The organism is Nocardia sp. GP40, from assembly GCF_050434125.1.
Classification (GTDB): Bacteria; Actinomycetota; Actinomycetes; order Mycobacteriales; family Mycobacteriaceae; genus Nocardia; species Nocardia albiluteola.
Genome location: NZ_JBNPVW010000018.1, coordinates 29,944 through 46,121, shown reverse-complemented (window position 1 = coordinate 46,121; position 16,178 = coordinate 29,944). Strand labels below are relative to the sequence as shown.

General features: G+C 67.7%; 17 protein-coding genes. 12 read left to right on the top strand and 5 right to left on the bottom strand.

Annotated features, from left to right (window positions below; genetic code table 11):
• Positions 1–29: 29 nt before the first annotated feature.
• Complete coding sequence (locus ABH933_RS38680) at positions 30–722, top strand: hypothetical protein (protein ID WP_429419491.1); 693 nt, start codon at positions 30–32, stop codon at positions 720–722.
• 133 nt (positions 723–855) lie between these two features.
• Here ABH933_RS38680 and ABH933_RS38675 read toward each other — a convergent pair whose 3' ends face one another.
• Positions 856–1,335, bottom strand: a complete 480-nt coding sequence (locus tag ABH933_RS38675; protein WP_429419493.1) for a GtrA family protein — start codon at positions 1,333–1,335, stop codon at positions 856–858.
• 123 nt (positions 1,336–1,458) lie between these two features.
• On the opposite strand from ABH933_RS38675, the gene ABH933_RS38670 reads away from it, so the two are divergent.
• Positions 1,459–1,950: a hypothetical protein gene (locus tag ABH933_RS38670; protein ID WP_429419495.1), complete on the top strand. Its 492-nt coding sequence runs from the start codon at positions 1,459–1,461 to the stop codon at positions 1,948–1,950.
• 60 nt (positions 1,951–2,010) lie between these two features.
• Here ABH933_RS38670 and ABH933_RS38665 read toward each other — a convergent pair whose 3' ends face one another.
• From ABH933_RS38665 to ABH933_RS38655, 3 genes are all read right to left on the bottom strand, one after another.
• On the bottom strand, positions 2,011–2,646 hold the full coding sequence (locus ABH933_RS38665) for a TetR/AcrR family transcriptional regulator (RefSeq protein ID WP_429419498.1): 636 nt from the start codon (positions 2,644–2,646) through the stop codon (positions 2,011–2,013).
• Positions 2,647–2,811: 165 nt separating this feature from the next.
• On the bottom strand, positions 2,812–3,654 hold the full coding sequence (locus ABH933_RS38660; RefSeq protein ID WP_429419500.1) for a PaaX family transcriptional regulator: 843 nt from the start codon (positions 3,652–3,654) through the stop codon (positions 2,812–2,814).
• Positions 3,655–3,665: 11 nt separating this feature from the next.
• Positions 3,666–4,529 (bottom strand): tryptophan 2,3-dioxygenase, encoded by an 864-nt coding sequence (locus tag ABH933_RS38655; protein ID WP_429420184.1) that lies wholly within the window; start codon positions 4,527–4,529, stop codon positions 3,666–3,668.
• Between the two features lie 108 nt (positions 4,530–4,637).
• Between ABH933_RS38655 and ABH933_RS38650 the strand changes: the two genes are divergently transcribed.
• The 5 genes from ABH933_RS38650 to ABH933_RS38630 all read left to right on the top strand — a co-directional run bounded on the left by ABH933_RS38650 (position 4,638) and on the right by ABH933_RS38630 (position 11,302).
• Entirely contained in the window at positions 4,638–5,735 is a 1,098-nt protein-coding gene (locus ABH933_RS38650; protein WP_429419502.1) for an alpha/beta hydrolase, read from the top strand.
• A 109-nt stretch (positions 5,736–5,844) separates the two neighbouring features.
• Positions 5,845–6,936: a BMP family lipoprotein gene (locus ABH933_RS38645; protein ID WP_215917055.1), complete on the top strand. Its 1,092-nt coding sequence runs from the start codon at positions 5,845–5,847 to the stop codon at positions 6,934–6,936.
• A 25-nt stretch (positions 6,937–6,961) separates the two neighbouring features.
• Positions 6,962–8,461 carry an ABC transporter ATP-binding protein gene (locus ABH933_RS38640; RefSeq protein ID WP_429419504.1) on the top strand — a complete coding sequence of 500 codons (1,500 nt, stop codon included), beginning with the start codon at positions 6,962–6,964 and terminating at the stop codon, positions 8,459–8,461.
• A 214-nt stretch (positions 8,462–8,675) separates the two neighbouring features.
• On the top strand, positions 8,676–9,806 hold the full coding sequence (locus ABH933_RS38635) for an ABC transporter permease (protein ID WP_429419506.1): 1,131 nt from the start codon (positions 8,676–8,678) through the stop codon (positions 9,804–9,806).
• Positions 9,806–11,302: an ABC transporter permease gene (locus ABH933_RS38630; RefSeq protein ID WP_429419508.1), complete on the top strand. Its 1,497-nt coding sequence runs from the start codon at positions 9,806–9,808 to the stop codon at positions 11,300–11,302. The genes ABH933_RS38635 and ABH933_RS38630 overlap by 1 nt, the downstream gene beginning before the upstream one ends.
• 10 nt (positions 11,303–11,312) lie before the next feature.
• On the opposite strand, the gene ABH933_RS38625 is transcribed toward ABH933_RS38630, so the two are convergent.
• On the bottom strand, positions 11,313–11,996 hold the full coding sequence (locus ABH933_RS38625) for a TetR/AcrR family transcriptional regulator (RefSeq protein WP_215917058.1): 684 nt from the start codon (positions 11,994–11,996) through the stop codon (positions 11,313–11,315).
• Positions 11,997–12,089: 93 nt separating this feature from the next.
• On the opposite strand from ABH933_RS38625, the gene ABH933_RS38620 reads away from it, so the two are divergent.
• From ABH933_RS38620 to ABH933_RS38600, 5 genes are read left to right on the top strand one after another with little or no spacing between them, the layout of a single operon-like run.
• The gene (locus ABH933_RS38620) at positions 12,090–13,205 is read left to right on the top strand and encodes a hypothetical protein (RefSeq protein ID WP_429419510.1); all 1,116 of its coding nucleotides are present in this window, start codon (positions 12,090–12,092) and stop codon (positions 13,203–13,205) included.
• 31 nt (positions 13,206–13,236) lie between these two features.
• Positions 13,237–14,235, top strand: coding sequence for a quinone oxidoreductase family protein (locus tag ABH933_RS38615; RefSeq protein ID WP_429419512.1), 999 nt, complete (start codon positions 13,237–13,239; stop codon positions 14,233–14,235).
• Positions 14,232–15,038, top strand: a complete 807-nt coding sequence (locus tag ABH933_RS38610) for an MBL fold metallo-hydrolase (protein ID WP_429419514.1) — start codon at positions 14,232–14,234, stop codon at positions 15,036–15,038. The genes ABH933_RS38615 and ABH933_RS38610 overlap by 4 nt, the downstream gene beginning before the upstream one ends.
• 48 nt (positions 15,039–15,086) lie before the next feature.
• Positions 15,087–15,623, top strand: a complete 537-nt coding sequence (locus ABH933_RS38605; protein ID WP_215917062.1) for a VOC family protein — start codon at positions 15,087–15,089, stop codon at positions 15,621–15,623.
• A 20-nt stretch (positions 15,624–15,643) separates the two neighbouring features.
• Positions 15,644–16,153 carry a carboxymuconolactone decarboxylase family protein gene (locus tag ABH933_RS38600; RefSeq protein WP_429419516.1) on the top strand — a complete coding sequence of 170 codons (510 nt, stop codon included), beginning with the start codon at positions 15,644–15,646 and terminating at the stop codon, positions 16,151–16,153.
• Positions 16,154–16,178 lie beyond the last annotated feature (25 nt).

The window sequence follows — 16,178 nt, the reverse complement described above, 5'->3', positions numbered from 1 at the left end:
CCGACAGACCGATTGAGAATGGAAAACCCGTGGTACACAAGAAAATCTCTCGACCCAGCACCTCTGCGGGCAATGCGGTGGCACGCGCCCGCGGGCGGCGGACCGGCGGCCTCCTGGCCGCGGCCGCCGCGGTTGTCGTCATCGCGCTCGCGGCGGTGATCGCCTTCGCCCTGGTCAGGCAGCACGGCGGCGCCGGCCCGGCAGCGCGCGGCGATGTCCCCGCCACCGTGGCGGTCGGGGCCGATACGCCGCCGCCGTGGCCCGCGCCCGCCGACGCGACGGCGGCGGTCCGGGCCGCTGGACTGCCGATGCTCGATGCCGAGGGCACCGTGCTGCATATCCACTCGCATCTGGATGTGGTCGTCGACGGCAAGCCGGTCCCGGTGCCCGCACTGGTCGGCATCGACCTGAGCCGCGGCACGATCAGCCCGGTGCACACCCACGACACCAGCGGCGTGATTCATATCGAGTCGCCCACACAGCACACATTCACCCTGGGTGAGTTCTTCAGGGAGTGGGGTGTGAGCCTGTCGTCCAATAATGTCGGCGCGCTGCACGCCGGAAACGGCAAGACCGTGCGCGTGTATGTCAACGGTGTTCCGCGAGAAGGGAACCCGGCCGATATTGCCCTCGGAGCCCATGACGAGATCGTCGTCACCTATGGATCCGCGAACGGTGCGGCGGCCGTACCGTCGCGGTACGACTTCCCGGAAGGAGAGTAGGCCGATCGGGCGCCGCGGCTGCACATCTGAAGGTTTGCACAGCCGCTGAACGAGCCCACGCTGCAGCCGAGGCTGGGCACAGCCTCGGCCGGCTCAAAAGTGGCTGACATCGGGACGCACGGGATGGCGGACCTCAGCCCGCGCGGCGGAACACCACCCACCGCATCGCGCAGTACATGTACACCGCCTCGCAGGCGCCCGCGGCGAGGCGGGCCAGGTGGTATTCCACACCGAGCGCGGCCAGCACCGCGGAAACCCCGAGGATGAACGCCAGGTAGTTCACCACCACGACGCCGGCATACACCGCGATCTGCGGCCCCACCGCCGAGTGGGACCGAAAGTTCAGCGTCCGGTTCAGCACATAGCTCAGTGCGAAGGCGCACACATACGCCAGAGTCACCGCAATCGGCACCGGCCATCGTAGCCCGCCGTGCAGCAGGGTCAGCAGCAGCAGGTCGACACCGAAGGTGCCGCTGTTGATCACCGCGAAGCCCAGAAAGGTCGGTGCGACAACGGTATTCAACCCGAACGGCAGCCGCGCGACCACCGCCTCGCAGGCTCGGTGGAATCGCTCGGCAGGTCGTGCCGCTCCGGTCCTCGCCACATCGTGCACGCCGCCAAGGTGCCAGCGCGAGGTTATGCCCAGGTGATCATTCTTTGAACGGCGCCCGAACGACGCCCCCTACACTCCGAGGGCCGACCGCGGGAGCGTGCGTATCCGGTGATGGGAGGGTGCGTGGAGAACGATGCGAAGCTGATGGAAATTCTGCGCGGTTTGGACGATCCCGAGGCGCCGGAATGGCCGGTCGGCTACAACGACGCCGAGCTCGCGGCGTCGGTCGGCCGTCCGGCCGCACACCTCGGCTCTGTCTTCTCGACGCACTGTGCGATCGAGCCGGACCAGGACTCCGCCGAATACTGCCGGGTCGTGGTGCCGGGTCCGGCTACGGTGTGCGGGACGAGAATCGTTGTCCTGGTGAGCAATTTCAGCCCGCTGGTCATGGTGGCGGTCGAAAACCCCGGCGCCTTCCTCGGTATCGATGATGCGCGCGCCGAAGGTGGGCTCGACGCCGGTGACCTCGACACGGTTCAGCGGGTTCTGGCCGAATCGGGTTGGGTCGTGATCCCGGAAGAGCTTCTCGCGCACCGCTATGACGGCCCCACCCTCATGCCCTTCTCCGGTTCCGCGGAGCCGAGTTGGTGGGACCGGTTCTTCGGTTTTCGCTGAGCCTGGTACTCGATCAGCAGTCCACCGGCTTCCCCGACCGGGCGCAGATCGGTGAGGCCCCTACAACCGCGCCCGATCCTGTTGTCGCGAAGTGGTTTCCGAGCGCGTCGGCAGTCCGTGCTGGACCAGGGGCACGATGCCGGCGGCGACGAAGGCGCGAACCTGGGCGTCGTCGCGGAAATCCAGTCCGCCGGTCGGGGTCAGCAGCACCGAATGCGCCAGGCGGGCAAGGAGTTCCGCGACCGGATGCGGGTCGTAGGTATCGATGACGCCGGACTGCTGGGAGCTTTGCAGGATCTGGACGATATAGCCGATGCCCAGCGCCACGCCCTGCTGGCCGCGCACGGTGAAGAAATCCAGGATCTCCTCGGGAGCGACATCCAGCAGCTTGGTGACCAGCGGATGGGCGTGCGTCTGGCGCAGCACGTGGACGATGGCTTCCTCGATCTGGTGATCGGTGCCCGTGGTGGCGGTGGCGATCGCGGTGACCTCGGCCAGCGTCCGCTGGATCTCCCGGGTCAGCATCGCCTCGATCAGGTTCTCCTTGGTGGTGAAGCGGCGATAGATCGTGACGCGGTTGACCCCCGCGCGACGGGCGATATCGTCGAGGCTGGCGCGGCGGATGCCGACCTGGAGCACGCGCTGCAGGGTGGCGTCGAGGAGCCGTTCGTCCATGTCGTCCCGTGCTGCGGCCATGTATCAAAGATACCAATCCTGTTGCTTCATCGCGTTCGGACCGGCGGGTTTCACCGGCCGTTGACGGACTGAATCTGGATCAGGTTGCCGCAGGTGTCGTCGAATACGGCCGTGCTCACCACGCCCGTGTCGGCGGGTTTCTGGGTGACTTGGTGCTCCTGCAGTTTACGGATGCGCGGCGATGGAGGCCGCCCATCGTCTGCTGCTGTCGAGGTAGCGCCGATATGCGGCGGCGAACCGGTCGACGCTGGCCGGGCCGGGCCAGTCCGGGGGCAGCATGTCCTCGGGGAGGCCGGGGTCGAGATAGGGAATGGTGCGCCACCGGTCCAGGATCGGGACGAAGCGGCCGAATGCGGCGCGGCCGGTGGTGTCGTCGGGTTGCCCGGGTTCCTCTGTGTGCGTGAGGAATTCGCGGTGCCGGCGCGCGAGCTCGTCGAGGTCCCACCAGCGCGCGGCGGTGGCGGGGGCGGTGCCGGGCGTGTCCAGATCGGTGACCCGGAACGAGGTCACGTACTCGCTCAGGTTCAGGGCGGTCACGATCGCGGTGACCTCGGCCGAGAGGTAGTCGGGGCAGATCCACAGCCCGGCCGAGACGGTGCCGCAGCCGATCGAGGATAGTCGGCGCCGAAGCTGGTGCCGCGCAGCGCGTTCGGACTCGGGGATGCCGAACGATATGAGCCGCCACGGATCTCCCGGCCGCATCCGGCGGAATCCGAAGATCCGTGCGTCGCCGCGCGCGAACATGCCCTCCGCGGCGGAGGTGACCGCGTATCCGCTACGGCCGCCACGGACTTCGGCGTCCAGGATGCCCTTGCTCTTCAGGCGTGCGACGGCCGTGCGGGTGCTCTGCGGCGGCACGCCGAGTACCGACATCAGCTCGGCGAGGTCGGCGATCGCGATCCAGCCGCCGAGGTGGCGGGCGTACGCCCCGAGCACGGTGCGGGCCAGTGAGGTGACGCTGCCGGGCCGTGCATCCAGGTCGTCGAGGATGGCGGAGGAATTTGGCACGGTGCCCGGCATCACGTCGTGGAACGCCCTATTTCGGTTCGCACGGCGAATAATTCGGGAAAGAAGGTGAGATCGAGGGCGCGCTGCAGGAAGCCGACCCCGCTGGAACCGCCGGTGCCGGATTTCATGCCGATGGTCCGCAGCACGGTGCGCAGGTGCCGGAACCGCCACAGCTGGAAGTTCTCCTCGAGGTCGACGAGCTCCTCGAATGCCTCGTAGACCGACCAATGCTCGTCCGCGTGCTCGTACACGGACTTCACCAGCGGCATCAGGTTCGGGTCGAAGACGTAGGCCCGGCTGACATCCCGATCGAGGGTCGAGCGCGGCACGTCGAGTCCGCTGCGGGCCAGATGGTGCCAGAACGCGTCGTACAGGCTCGGCTCGTACAGCAGCGTCTCGAGCTCGCGATGCGCGGCGGGGTCGGACTCGAACACCGCGAGCATGCCCGCGTTCTTGTTGCCGAGGATGAACTCCACGGCCCGGTACTGATGGGATTGGAAGCCCGAGGAATGGCCGAGGAAGTCGCGGAACTGCGCGTACTCGGTGGGGGTGAGCGTCGCCAGCGTGGACCACTGCTCGGTGAGCGTCTTCTGGATGTGTTTGACCCGGGCGATGCACTTGAGCGCGACGCCGATGTCGTCGTTGTCGAATGCCGCACGGGCGGCGCGTGTTTCGTGCAGGATCAGCTTCAGCCACAGTTCGGTGGTCTGATGCTGGATGATGAAGAGCAACTCGTCGTGGTGCTCGGGCCGGCTGACGGGGTGCTGCGCACTGAGCAGCGTGTCCAGGTCCAGGTAGGCCCCGTAACTCATCTCCGCGCGGAAGTCGGTGACGATCTGCTCCTCGATCACGCGGACATTGCCTTCGACCGTCATGGTGATTCCCTCGTAGATCCTCGTGGGTGACAACCCGCACGGCCAGGCCGGCGCGTCGTCGGCAACGACCATATTACTTAATCGTGTCGAGCGCTAGGATTGCGTAATATGAGCACAGTCCCAGAGCCCGGCCCCACGGTGATCTTCGGTCCGGACGCGGTCACCGATCCGGACACCGCGCGCGAGGTGCTCGGGTCCGCGTTCGCGCAGCGCGGGCTGGCCGGCGACGTGCGATTCGCCGGGGATGCGCATGGATTCGACTCGGTGATTCGCAGTGCCGCACCGGATTCCGTGGTTGTTCCCGGTGTCGTGCGGCTCGCCGAGGTCCCCGGCGCCGAGTTCGTTCACGTCGACCTCGTTGCCCGTGACCGCATCGATGCCGGAGGAGTGCGCACATACATTCGCGGCCGTGGACTCGACGGGCTTCGTTATGCCGTGGACGCCTGGTACTTTCACAGGCTGCGGCCCGCGACCCTCGTCTCGTACGGCGAGCGGGCGGAGCAGGTCGTCGACGTGCGTACCCCGGCGGGTCCGGGGCCGCACCCCGTTGCCGTGCTGATCCACGGCGGCTACTGGAAACCGTGGTGGGACCGGGACCTGATGGATGCCGCCGCCGTCGACCTGACCGCGCGCGGATTCGCGACGTGGAACATCGAATATCGCCGCCCGGGCGCGCACGGCTGGGACGCGACCACCGCGGACGTGGCCGCCGCCCTGGCCGCGATCGGCGCGGCGCCCGCGTCTTTCGATCGGGATCGTGTGGTCGTTCTCGGGCATTCGGCGGGCGGGCAGCTGGCCCTGCGGGCGGGTGCGGACGCGGTTGCGTCCGGGGCCCCCGTCCGGCCCGCGCTGCTGGTGAGCCTGGCGGGGGTGCTGGATCTGCGCACCGCCGACGAGCGCGGGCTCGGCGACGGCGCGGTGCAGGCCGCGCTCGGCCACCGATACCACCCCGCCTCGGAGGTGTACCGGAGCTCCTCGCCGCTGGAGCGAGTCCCGATCGGAATACCGCAGGTGGCGGTCTGTGGTGACGCGGATGTCCCGGATCTGCGCGAGATCACCCGCCATTACGCCCGCCGGGCCACGGCGGCGGGGGACCGGGTCGAACTCGTGCAGCCCCCGGGAGACCACTTCGCTGTCATCGACCCTCGCAGCGAATCATGGCGCCGCACAATCGAGGCGATGACGGCGTCGTTGCACCGGCGGTGACCGGGCGCGAACCCGTATTGCCCGGACGAGACCGCCAGTGCCCGCGATTTCGGTGCGAGGTCGGCGTCGGTGAGTTATGTTGCCGGATACCCCTTTTCAGGAGGCTCTCATGGGTAGCTGGCTGCGCACTGTCACCACCGCGGGAATTCTCGCGCTGACCGTCGGGGCGTGCGGCAGCCCACCGGCCCAGCAGAACACCGCCGCCGATCCGGGCGCCAAGAACTTCAAGGCGTGCATGGTCTCCGATTCCGGTGGGTTCGACGACAAGTCGTTCAACCAAACCTCGTTCAAGGGCCTCAACGATGCCGTGACCGCGCTGGGCATTTCGAAGTCGCAGCTGGAATCCAAGTCCGACAACGACTATCCGAGCAATATCGACACCATGGTTCGGCAGAAGTGCAACATCATCGTCACGGTGGGCTTCAAGCTGGGCGATGCGACATACGCCGCGGCCAAGGCGAATCCGAATATCGACTTCGCCATCGTCGACAACGCGTACACCGATACGGTGAAGAATCCGCCGCTGCCGAATCTGCAGGGCCTGACCTTCAATTCCGCCCAGCCCGCGTTCCTGGCGGGCTATCTGGCCGCGGGCATGTCCAAGACCGGCAAGGTGGGCACCTTCGGCGGCATCAACATTCCGACGGTGGCGATCTTCATGGACGGATTCTCCGAGGGCGTCGCCTATTACAACCAGCAGAAGGGCAAGCAGGTACAGCTGCTGGGCTGGGACGAGGCCACGCAGCAGGGCGTGATCACGAACGACTTCTCGGACAAGAACACCGCGAAGACCAAGGCCGACGATCTGATCAGCCAGGGCGCCGACGTGCTGATGCCCGTCGCCGGCCCGGCCGGGCTCGGCGCGCTCGAGGCCGCGAAGTCCTCCGGCGGCAAGGTAACCGGGGTCTGGGTCGACACCGACGGTTGCGTGAGCGCGGCGGAATACTGTCCGGTGTTGCTCAGCAGCGTGGAGAAGGCCATGGACGTCGCGGTCACCAAGACGGTGACCGACGCGTACCACAAGCAGTTCAGCAATACCGCCTACGTGGGGACGCTCGCGAACAAGGGGGTGAGCCTGGCCCCGTATCACACGTTCGATGCCACCATCCCGGCCGACCTGAAGTCCGAAATCACCGCGCTGGCAGCGGATATTGCCAGCGGGAAGGTGACGATCAAATCCAAGGCCCAGCCGACGAGCTGATGTCATGCGGCTCGAATTGCGGGGTTTGACAAAACGATTCGGCACCCTGGTGGCGAACGATCATATCGACCTGACCGTGGAGCCGGGCGAGATCCACTGCCTGCTGGGCGAAAACGGCGCCGGCAAGAGCACCCTGATGAATATGCTCTACGGGCTGCTCCAGCCGGACGAGGGGCAGATCCTGCTCGACGGCGAACCGTGGGAGTGTCGATCGCCCCGGGATTCGATCGCCGCCGGAATCGGCATGGTGCACCAGCATTTCATGCTCGTTCCGGTATTCACCGTCGCCGAGAACATCATGCTCGGTCGCGAGCCGGCCGACCGCCTCGGCCTGCTCGACCGCTCCGCGGCCCGGCGGCGCGTGGAGGAGTTGTCGCGGCGGTACGGGCTGGCCGTGCACGCCGACGCGCGGGTGTCGGACCTGTCGGTGGGCGAGCAGCAGCGCGTGGAGATCCTCAAGGCGCTGGCCAACGACGTCGAGGTGCTGATTCTGGACGAGCCGACCGCCGTGCTCACCCCGCAGGAGATCGGCGAGCTGATCGAGGTGCTGCGCGCGATCGCCGCGGGTGGCACCTCGATCATCTTCATCTCGCACAAGCTCAAGGAGGTCATTCGGCTCGCGGACCGCATCACGGTGATCCGCCGTGGTGCGGTCGTCGCCACCGCCGCACCCACCACTCCCGAGGCGGAACTCGCCGAGCTGATGGTCGGCCGGTCCGTGGAGCTCGTGGTCACCAAGTCCGAGGCGCGGCCGAGCGGGCCGAAACTGGTCGTGGACGGCCTCACCGTCGTCGACGCGGCGGGCGCGACGGTCGTCGACGACGTGTCCTTCCGGGTCGAGGCTGGTGAGATCGTCGGTATCGCGGGCGTCGTCGGGAACGGGCAGTCGGAGCTGATCAATGCGCTGCTCGGACTGGCGATTCCGGTCCGGGGATCGATCACCGCGGGCGGCCGGGAACTGGCGGGCCGCACGCCGCGCGAGCATCTCGACGCGGGAATCGGCTACGTGCCCGAGGATCGGCACCACGATGGATTCGTGGGGTCCTTCAGCGTCTCGGAGAATCTGATCCTGGATCTCGTCGACCGGCCCGAATTCTCCCGCCGCGGGGTGATATCGCCGAATGCCGTGCAGCGCAACGCCGCCCGGCGCATCGAGGAGTTCGATATCCGTGTCCGCTCGGCCTCGGATCCGGTGGATTCCCTCTCGGGAGGCAACCAGCAGAAGGTGGTGCTGGCGCGCGAGCTGTCGCGGCCGCTCGAGGTGCTCATCGCCGGTCAGCCGACCCGTGGACTCGACGTCGGCTCGATCGAATTCGTGCACAACCGCATTGTGCGCGAACGCGATCGGGGCACCGCCGTGTTGATCGTCTCGTCCGAACTGGACGAGATCTACGCGCTGTCGGACCGGATCATCGTCATGTTCGATGGGCGCATCGTCGGCGTCGTCGGGCCGCAGACTCCGCGTGATCGGCTGGGTTTGATGATGGCGGGCGCGGATGTGGGGCATTCCGGGGGTGTGCGATGAGGGGGTGTGTGGACACGGCCTTTCGTGGGGCGGCCGGAGGCGCGGTCGTGGCCGTACGTGCGATGCACGGAGATGCGCATGTGGCTCGCGCTGGGGCTGCGTGCTGCGCCGCGGTGGCGGGGTGCGCGATGTGCGGGGGTACGCACGTGGTTGGACCGGGGATCGGGCGATGCACGGTGGTGGCCGAGCATGCGGTGCCGAGGGGAGGCAGGCAATGTTGAACCGGAAATGGCTGCGGGAGTTGGCGGTCAGCGCTCTCGCGGTGGTGCTGGCTCTCGTCGTGGGTGCGGTGCTGATCGTCGTCAGCAGTCCGACGGTGACCGCGGACCTCGGGTATTTCGCTGCGCGCCCGATGGATTCGGTGACCGCGGCCTGGGCCGCGGTGCGCGACACCTACAAGGCGCTGTTCCTGGGCGCCTTCGGCGGCTGGCAGCAGCTCGCCGAAACGCTGGTCGCGGCGACGCCGCTGATCTGCACGGGTCTGTCGGTGACGCTGGCTTTCCGCACCGGGCTGTTCAATATCGGCGCGCAGGGCCAGCTCATCGCGGGTGCGCTGGCCGCGGGCTGGGTGGGATTCGCGGTGCATCTGCCGCCGGTGATCCACGTGGTGGTCGCCATCGCGGCGGGGCTGGCCGGTGGCGCGGTGTGGGGCGGGCTCGCCGGAATTCTCAAGGCTCGCACCGGAGCTCACGAAGTCATCTCCACCATCATGGGCAATTACGTTGCCCTGTACGCCCTCACCTGGCTGCTGACCACGAAACCGCTGCAGCGCCCGGGCCGCAACGAGCCGATCAGCCCGGTGGTCGACCCGAGCGCGCAGCTGCCCCGATTCGGCGGCACTCGGCTGCACCTGGGTCTGGCCGTCGCGATACTGGCGGCAATCCTGGTGTGGTGGTTGCTTTCCCGCTCGACGCTGGGCTTCCGGCTCCGGGCCGTCGGCGCGAATCCGGACGCCGCACGCACCGCGGGAATCGGCGTAGGCCGTGCCTACATACTGGCGATGCTGCTCGCGGGCGCGCTGGCCGGACTGGCGGGCGCCCAGCAAGTGTTGGGCACCGATCTGCCACTGACCAACGGGATCGCGGGCTCGTTCGGCTTCGACGGTATCACCGTGGCGCTGCTCGGGCGCGGCAGCCCGATCGGAACTGTCTGTGCAGCACTGCTTTTCGGTGCGCTCGATGCGGGCGGCAACGAGATGCAGGCCGCGACCGGCACGCCCCTGACACTGGTGACCGTGCTGCAAGCGGTGATAGTCGTACTGGTCGCGGCACCGGCGTTGGTGCGCACCGTCTTCCGGATCCGCGCCGAGGGCGCCGAGGCCGTACTCGCGAAGGGGTGGAGCTGATGGCGGCGGATATCGGCGGCGGAGAAGGCGCCCGGCGACCGAAGGGTGCGAACGAGGGGGAGAATCGGCCGACGGTGGGCGCGGGGGCCGCCTCACCCGAGGAGGACGCACGTGCGGGGACGGCTGCGATCACGCAGGACGAACGTGCGGGGACTGCCGCGAGCGCAACAGGTTTGAGTACAGGGACGACGGCCAGCGCGTTCACGAGCACCGAGATCGGCCCGGGCGGAGAGGGCGGCGGGACCGCGCGGGGGCTGGAATCCCCGGAATTGCGCCGCCGCAGGATACGGCTGGGCGTGCTACTGGCGGTGCTCGCGGTGATAGCGGTCGTGCTCGCGGCGATCACCGGATCCGGTGACGTCGCCTTCGGATTGGCCACGCCCGGGTCGTCGGGCCCGTCGCCGATCCGGCTGCCCGCGGCCCCGACCGCGTGGGTGCTGGCGGTGGTCGCACTGTTCATCGCCGCCGTCCACCTCTGGCGCGGTCTGGGCCGGTGGGCGGGTGCGCTATTCGCCCTATTCGGCATCGCGTTCGTGGTGACGTTCATCTGCTGGGCCGCGGCGGGCAAGACCTTTCCGCTCACCAACCAGATTCAGGGCACCCTGGCACTGTCGACGCCGCTGATTCTGGGTGCGCTCGCGGGCGTGCTGTGCGAACGCGCGGGCGTCATCAATATCGCCATCGAGGGGCAATTGCTTTCCGGCGCCCTTGCCGCGGCCGTCGTCGCCACGGTCAGTGGCAGTTTCGTCGTCGGTGCGCTAGCGGCGATCGTCGCCGGTGTGTTCATCGCGTGGCTGCTGGCGGTGTTCTCGATTCGCTATCTGGTCAACCAGATCGTGCTCGGCGTGGTGTTGGTCGTCTTCGCCACCGGCATCACCGGATACCTGTTCGATCAGCTGACGGCCCTGGCCAACGGCTCGGCGCGGTTCAACAATCCCGGCACGCTGCAGCCGATCGCGGTGCCGGTGCTGTCGTCGATTCCTGTGCTGGGCCCGACGATCTTCGATCAGACCGCGCTGGTGTACGCGATGGTGGTGCTCGTCGCGGTGATCACCGTCGCGCTCTACCGGACCCGGTGGGGCCTGCGCGTGCGGGCGGTCGGCGAACATCCCCGCGCGGCGGCCACCGTCGGGATCGGCGTCGTTCGAATCCGCTACCAGGCGGTACTGCTCGGCGGGGCGGTGGCGGGCCTGGGCGGCGCCTACTTCACCATCGGCTCGACCGGTGGATTCACCAAGGAAATGGCCGCCGGAAACGGGTTCATCGCCCTGGCCGCGGTAATCATGGGCCGCTGGCACCCCATCGGATCAACCTGCGCCGCATTGTTTTTCGGATTCACCAAGGCCCTTCAGGGCCAGCTCCAGGTACTGGCGATACCCATACCCACCGAGGTCCTGCAGATGACTCCCTACCTGCTGACGGTCATCGCCGTGGCGGGCGCCGTCGGCCAGGTCCGCCCGCCCCGCGCGGATGGCGAGCCGTACGTGCCGGAGTAGCGCCGACGGACTATTCGACCTGGCCGATACGGGCGAGGACCGCATCGATCGCGAAGTCCATTGTGAAGTCGAATTCCGCCTGGCTGTCGAACCTGGCGAGGTGCGCGGCGGCCTCGACGACGGCGGGCAGCCCCGATTGTTCGAGTGCCGCGCGGCGCGCGGCGATGCCGGCGATGTCTCTAGTGCCATAGGTGGGGCCCGCGTTGACCTCGCGGAGAAGGGTGCCGATGAGGGCGGCCAGCAGCGTTCGCAAGAGATGAACCGCCTGTTCGGCGGGACAACCGGCGGCGCGCAGAATCTCGAGGACGGACTGGATCGGCGCCAGACCCTCCACCGATGCCAGTTGCCGCGTGAGGATCAATGCCGACGCCGCGGGATGCTCCAGGGCGCGAGCGCGGAACGCATCGGCGATGGCGCGCAGGTCGCCGCGGAGATCGCCGCGGCGCGAAGGGAACTCGATGGAGCCCAGGATGTGCTCGGCGACCGCGTCGAGCAGCCCGTCCTTGCCCTCGACGTGGTTGTACAGGCTCTTGGCATCGACCCCTAGCACCCGGGCGACCGCCCGCATACCCACGGCGTCGACGCCCTCGCGGTCGATGACCTCGAGGGTCGCCGCCACGATCGTCGCCCGGGAAAGCTGACCAGCGCCTTTCGGCGGTCGTCCGCGACGAGTCGGGGAAGCGTGAGTTGGCATGCGGCCATTCTGCACTACCCCCTTGATTAAATCCACACTGTGGGTATAGTGGGGGCAAGCAAGAAACCCACGCTGTGGATATTGGAGTCCGACATGCGTTTCCCCTGGGGCACATCCGACGTCGCAGATCTGCCGACCGTCGGAGACCACATCGACGCCCTCACCGATCCGGCTCGGGGCGAGGGCGGCCCCGGCGCCCGCCTGCGCGTCGTACGCGAACAGGCGCTCGCGTTTCGCCGTGAATTCCCCGCCACGGGCACGCCCGACAGCGTCGTCACCTGCGATCTGGTGACGCTGCCGTATCCGACGCGGTTCGGCCTGTTCCGGGCGTCGAGGGCGATCGCGCCCTTCCTGTCGATCACCAACCGGATGCTTGTGATCCGCTGGCGCGACTCCGGCGGCCGCCGCCGCACCCTGCTGTTCGAGCCCTCCGATGTCGAACTCGGCCGCTACACACCGTATTTCGACAATCTCTCCCGGCACACCCCGGACCTGATCGAACGGCGCATGGTCCGCGAGCATGGCACGGTCCTGAACCATCTGGCGCGCTTGGGAATCGGGCGGGAGGAGGTCGACTACCTGATGTTCGACCACCTCCACACCCAGGACCTGCGCCGCTGGATCGGCGCCACCGCGCATCAGGACGACCTCGACGCCACGCCGTCCGCGATCTTTCCCAACGCGAAAGTGATTGTGCAGCAGGATGAATTGGCGGGAATGGCAGAGCTGCATCCCCTGCAGAAGCCGTGGTATCAACCCGCGACCTACCGCGATGTGCCCGCCGAAGCATTCGCGCCCATCGAGGGCTCGGTGCTGCTGGGCCCCGGTGTCGCCGTGGTGAAGACGCCGGGCCACGTGTTCGGCAATCAGAGCCTGGTGCTGAACACCTCGACGGGAATCTGGGTGAGCAGTGAGAACGTGATCGCGGCGGAGGCGTTGACACCAGAGCACTCCCGGCTACCGGGGCTGGCGCGCTGGGCCCGGCAGTGGGACCAGGAGGTCGTCCTCAACGCCAACACGATCGAGACCACAGCCGATCAGTACAACTCGATCGTCCTTGAGAAGACTCTTGCCGACCGCAGCCAGGCCGACTCGCGATTTCTGCAGTTCTTCCCGTCCAGCGAGCTCACCGGCATGTGGACCAACCCGGGTACGCACCCGACGTTCAGTCACGGCCACATCACCCACGGATCCGCGTCCGGCGACTGACCCTCGATACGACGAATTTCAGGAGTAACACATGCGTGCACTCATCGGTGGGAAGGGAGCCGACTGGATCCTCGAAGACCGCGAGGTTCCCGAACAGCCCGGCGCCCTGCGCGTTCGGGTCATGGCGGCCGGTCTCAATCGCGCCGACCTCTACGCCCTGGAGGGCAGCTACACCGCGAACTCGCAGGGAACGGGCCCCTTCGTCGCCGGCATGGAATTGGCGGGCGTGGTCGATCAGCCCAGCCCGCTCGCGCCCCATCTGCCGGTCGGTACCCGGGTCATGGGGATCACCATCGGCGCCTTCGCCGACTACGCGCTGTGCCATCCCCGCCTGGTCGTTCCGATTCCCGAGGGCATGGATTTCGAGGCCGCTGCCACCCTGCCCGTCGGGCTGATCACCGAGCACGACGCGTTGGTCACCCAGGCCGGATTCGATTCCGGAGATGCGGTTCTCATCGTCGGCGGCACCAGTTCGATCGGTCTGATCGGCATTCAGCTCGCGAAGGCCCTGGGCGCCGGCACGGTCATCGCCACGACCACCAATGACAGCAAGCGTCGGGCCCTGTGGGAGGCCGGAGCCGACGTCGCGATCGACACCTCCCGCGAGGATGTCCCGGCGGCCGTGCTCGCCGCGACCGACGGCAAGGGCGCCCGCATCACCCTCGATCACATCGGCGGAGAACTCTTCGCCCGGCTGCCCGCCGCCACCGCCGTCGGGGGCACGATCCTCAGCATCGGCCGACTTGCCGGTGCGACAACAGAACTCGATCTCGACGCCATCGCATTTCGGCGGCAACGACTGCTCGGCACCACCTTCAGCGTCCGCACACCCGACGAGCTGGGCGATGTCGTTGCGGCCCTTGCCGATCGTGTCCTGCCCGCCGTGGCCGAGGGAACGATCTCGCCGCGGCTGGACAGCGTCCACCCGGTGTGGGACGCCCGCGACACCGCCCGCCGTCTGCGCGAGAACGCGGCCACCGGCAAGCTGGTCCTGTCCTTCGCCGACGCCCACGCCGGTGCGATCCGATGAAGGTCCACCACCTCAACTGCGGAACCATGCGCCCACCGCGCACCCCCGGAGGCCTGGTCTGCCACGTCCTGTTGCTCGAAACGGACCGCGGCCTGGCTCTCGTCGACAGCGGGCTGGGTCTGCGCGACGCCGCCGACCCCGGAGCCCGGTTCGGGCCCGCTCGCTTCTACGTCCGCCCGCGATTCGATGAGAACGAGGCCGCCGTCAGGCAGGTCGAGCGCCTGGGGTTCGACCCGCGCGATGTGCGCGATATCGTGCTTACTCACTTCGATGCGGACCATGTCGGCGGCCTGGCGGACTTTCCCTGGGCCAGAATCCATCTCACGGACGACGAGGCAGATGCGGCACTGCATCCGCGGAGTCTGGTGGAGAGGAGCCGCTACCTGGCCTCGCAGCGAGACCACGGCCCGGTGTACGTGCGGCACACGCCAGGCGCCGGCGAGGCCTGGCGCGGCTTCGCCGCGGCCGAGGAGCTCTCCGGAATCGCACCGGGCGTGGTCATGATCTCGCTGCCGGGTCACAGTCGTGGACACGCCGCTGTCGCCGTCGACACCGGCGAGCGGTGGATCGTGCACGCGGGCGATGCCTTCTATCACCACGGTCAGATCGACGGGACCGGGCATGTGCCCCGCACCCTGACCGCGATGGAGAGGCTTGTCGCCCACGACATGCCGCGGGTCCGAGCCAATCACGAACGTCTCGCCGAACTGCAGGCGGCGCAGGCATCGGAGCTACTGCTGGTCAACGCCCACGACCCGGAGCTGCTGCGCCGTGCTCAGCTGGGCGTCCGCACCGATCGGTGAATCACCGGGTTCGCCGGGAATCATCCGCACAGAGAAGGAATCGAATCGATGAGCCGCATCTTCGGGAAGATCGCCCAAATGGGCTATGTCGTCCGCGATATCGACACCGAAATGAGCCGGTGGATAAATCAGGGCATCGGCCCGTGGTTCTATGTTCACGAGGTACAGACCGATTTCTTTCGGTACCGAGGTGTCGACTCGCCTGCGAAGTTCGGTGTGGCCCTTGCCAATTCGGGCGACATGCAGATCGAGTTGATCCAGCCCCGCGACGACGCCCCGTCGCTGTACAAGGAATTCCTCGACTCCGGCAGGGAAGGCCTGCAGCACATCGCGTATTGGACCGAGGACTACCAGGCCTTGTACGACAGGGCGATCGGCCTCGGATACGAGGTCGGCCACGAGGGATCCATCGGAGGCGAGCTCGGTCGCTTCGCCTACCTCGACACCGAGCAGACTTTCGGGCACGTCATCGAAATATCCGACATCAGCGGCCCCAAAGGCCTTTTCTTCCAATACATCCGAGAGGTCGCGGCCGACTGGGACGGCAGCGACCCCATCCGCGGCGAAGTCGACAAACTCCGCTGAGCACGAAGGGAACGACAACGATGCCCGCCCTCGAATACCCCGACACCGCCACCCTGCCCGAGGATCTGCGCAAGGCCCTGGCCACCCACCAGGCCAACGTGTATCGAATGGTCGCGCATTCGAGGGGAATGGCCGTGAGCTTCCTGTCGATGGCCGATGCGATGCTGCAGACGAATTCGATGCCGATGGCGCTGCGGGAGTTGGCCATCCTGCGCGTCGGGCACGCCTACGGATCCCGCTACGAACTGCACCACCACGAGCGTTTCGCGCGCGCGGTCGGACTGGGGGACACCGCGATCGAGGCCGCGGGCACCGGGGTCACCCGCGGGCTGTCGGAGCAGGAGGTGGCCGTGATCCGTTGGACGGACCGGCTGCTCGCGGAACACACGCTCGATGGCGCCGACCGCGATCACGCCGTGGAGATGTTGTCGGTGACCGGGTTCGCCGATTTCGTTCTCACCGTCGGCTTCTATCAACTCGTCTGCAACTTCCTCAACACCTTCGAAGTCGACACTGCCGGAGAAGCCTAGCGCTGCTGCCCAACGCCTGCCGGCC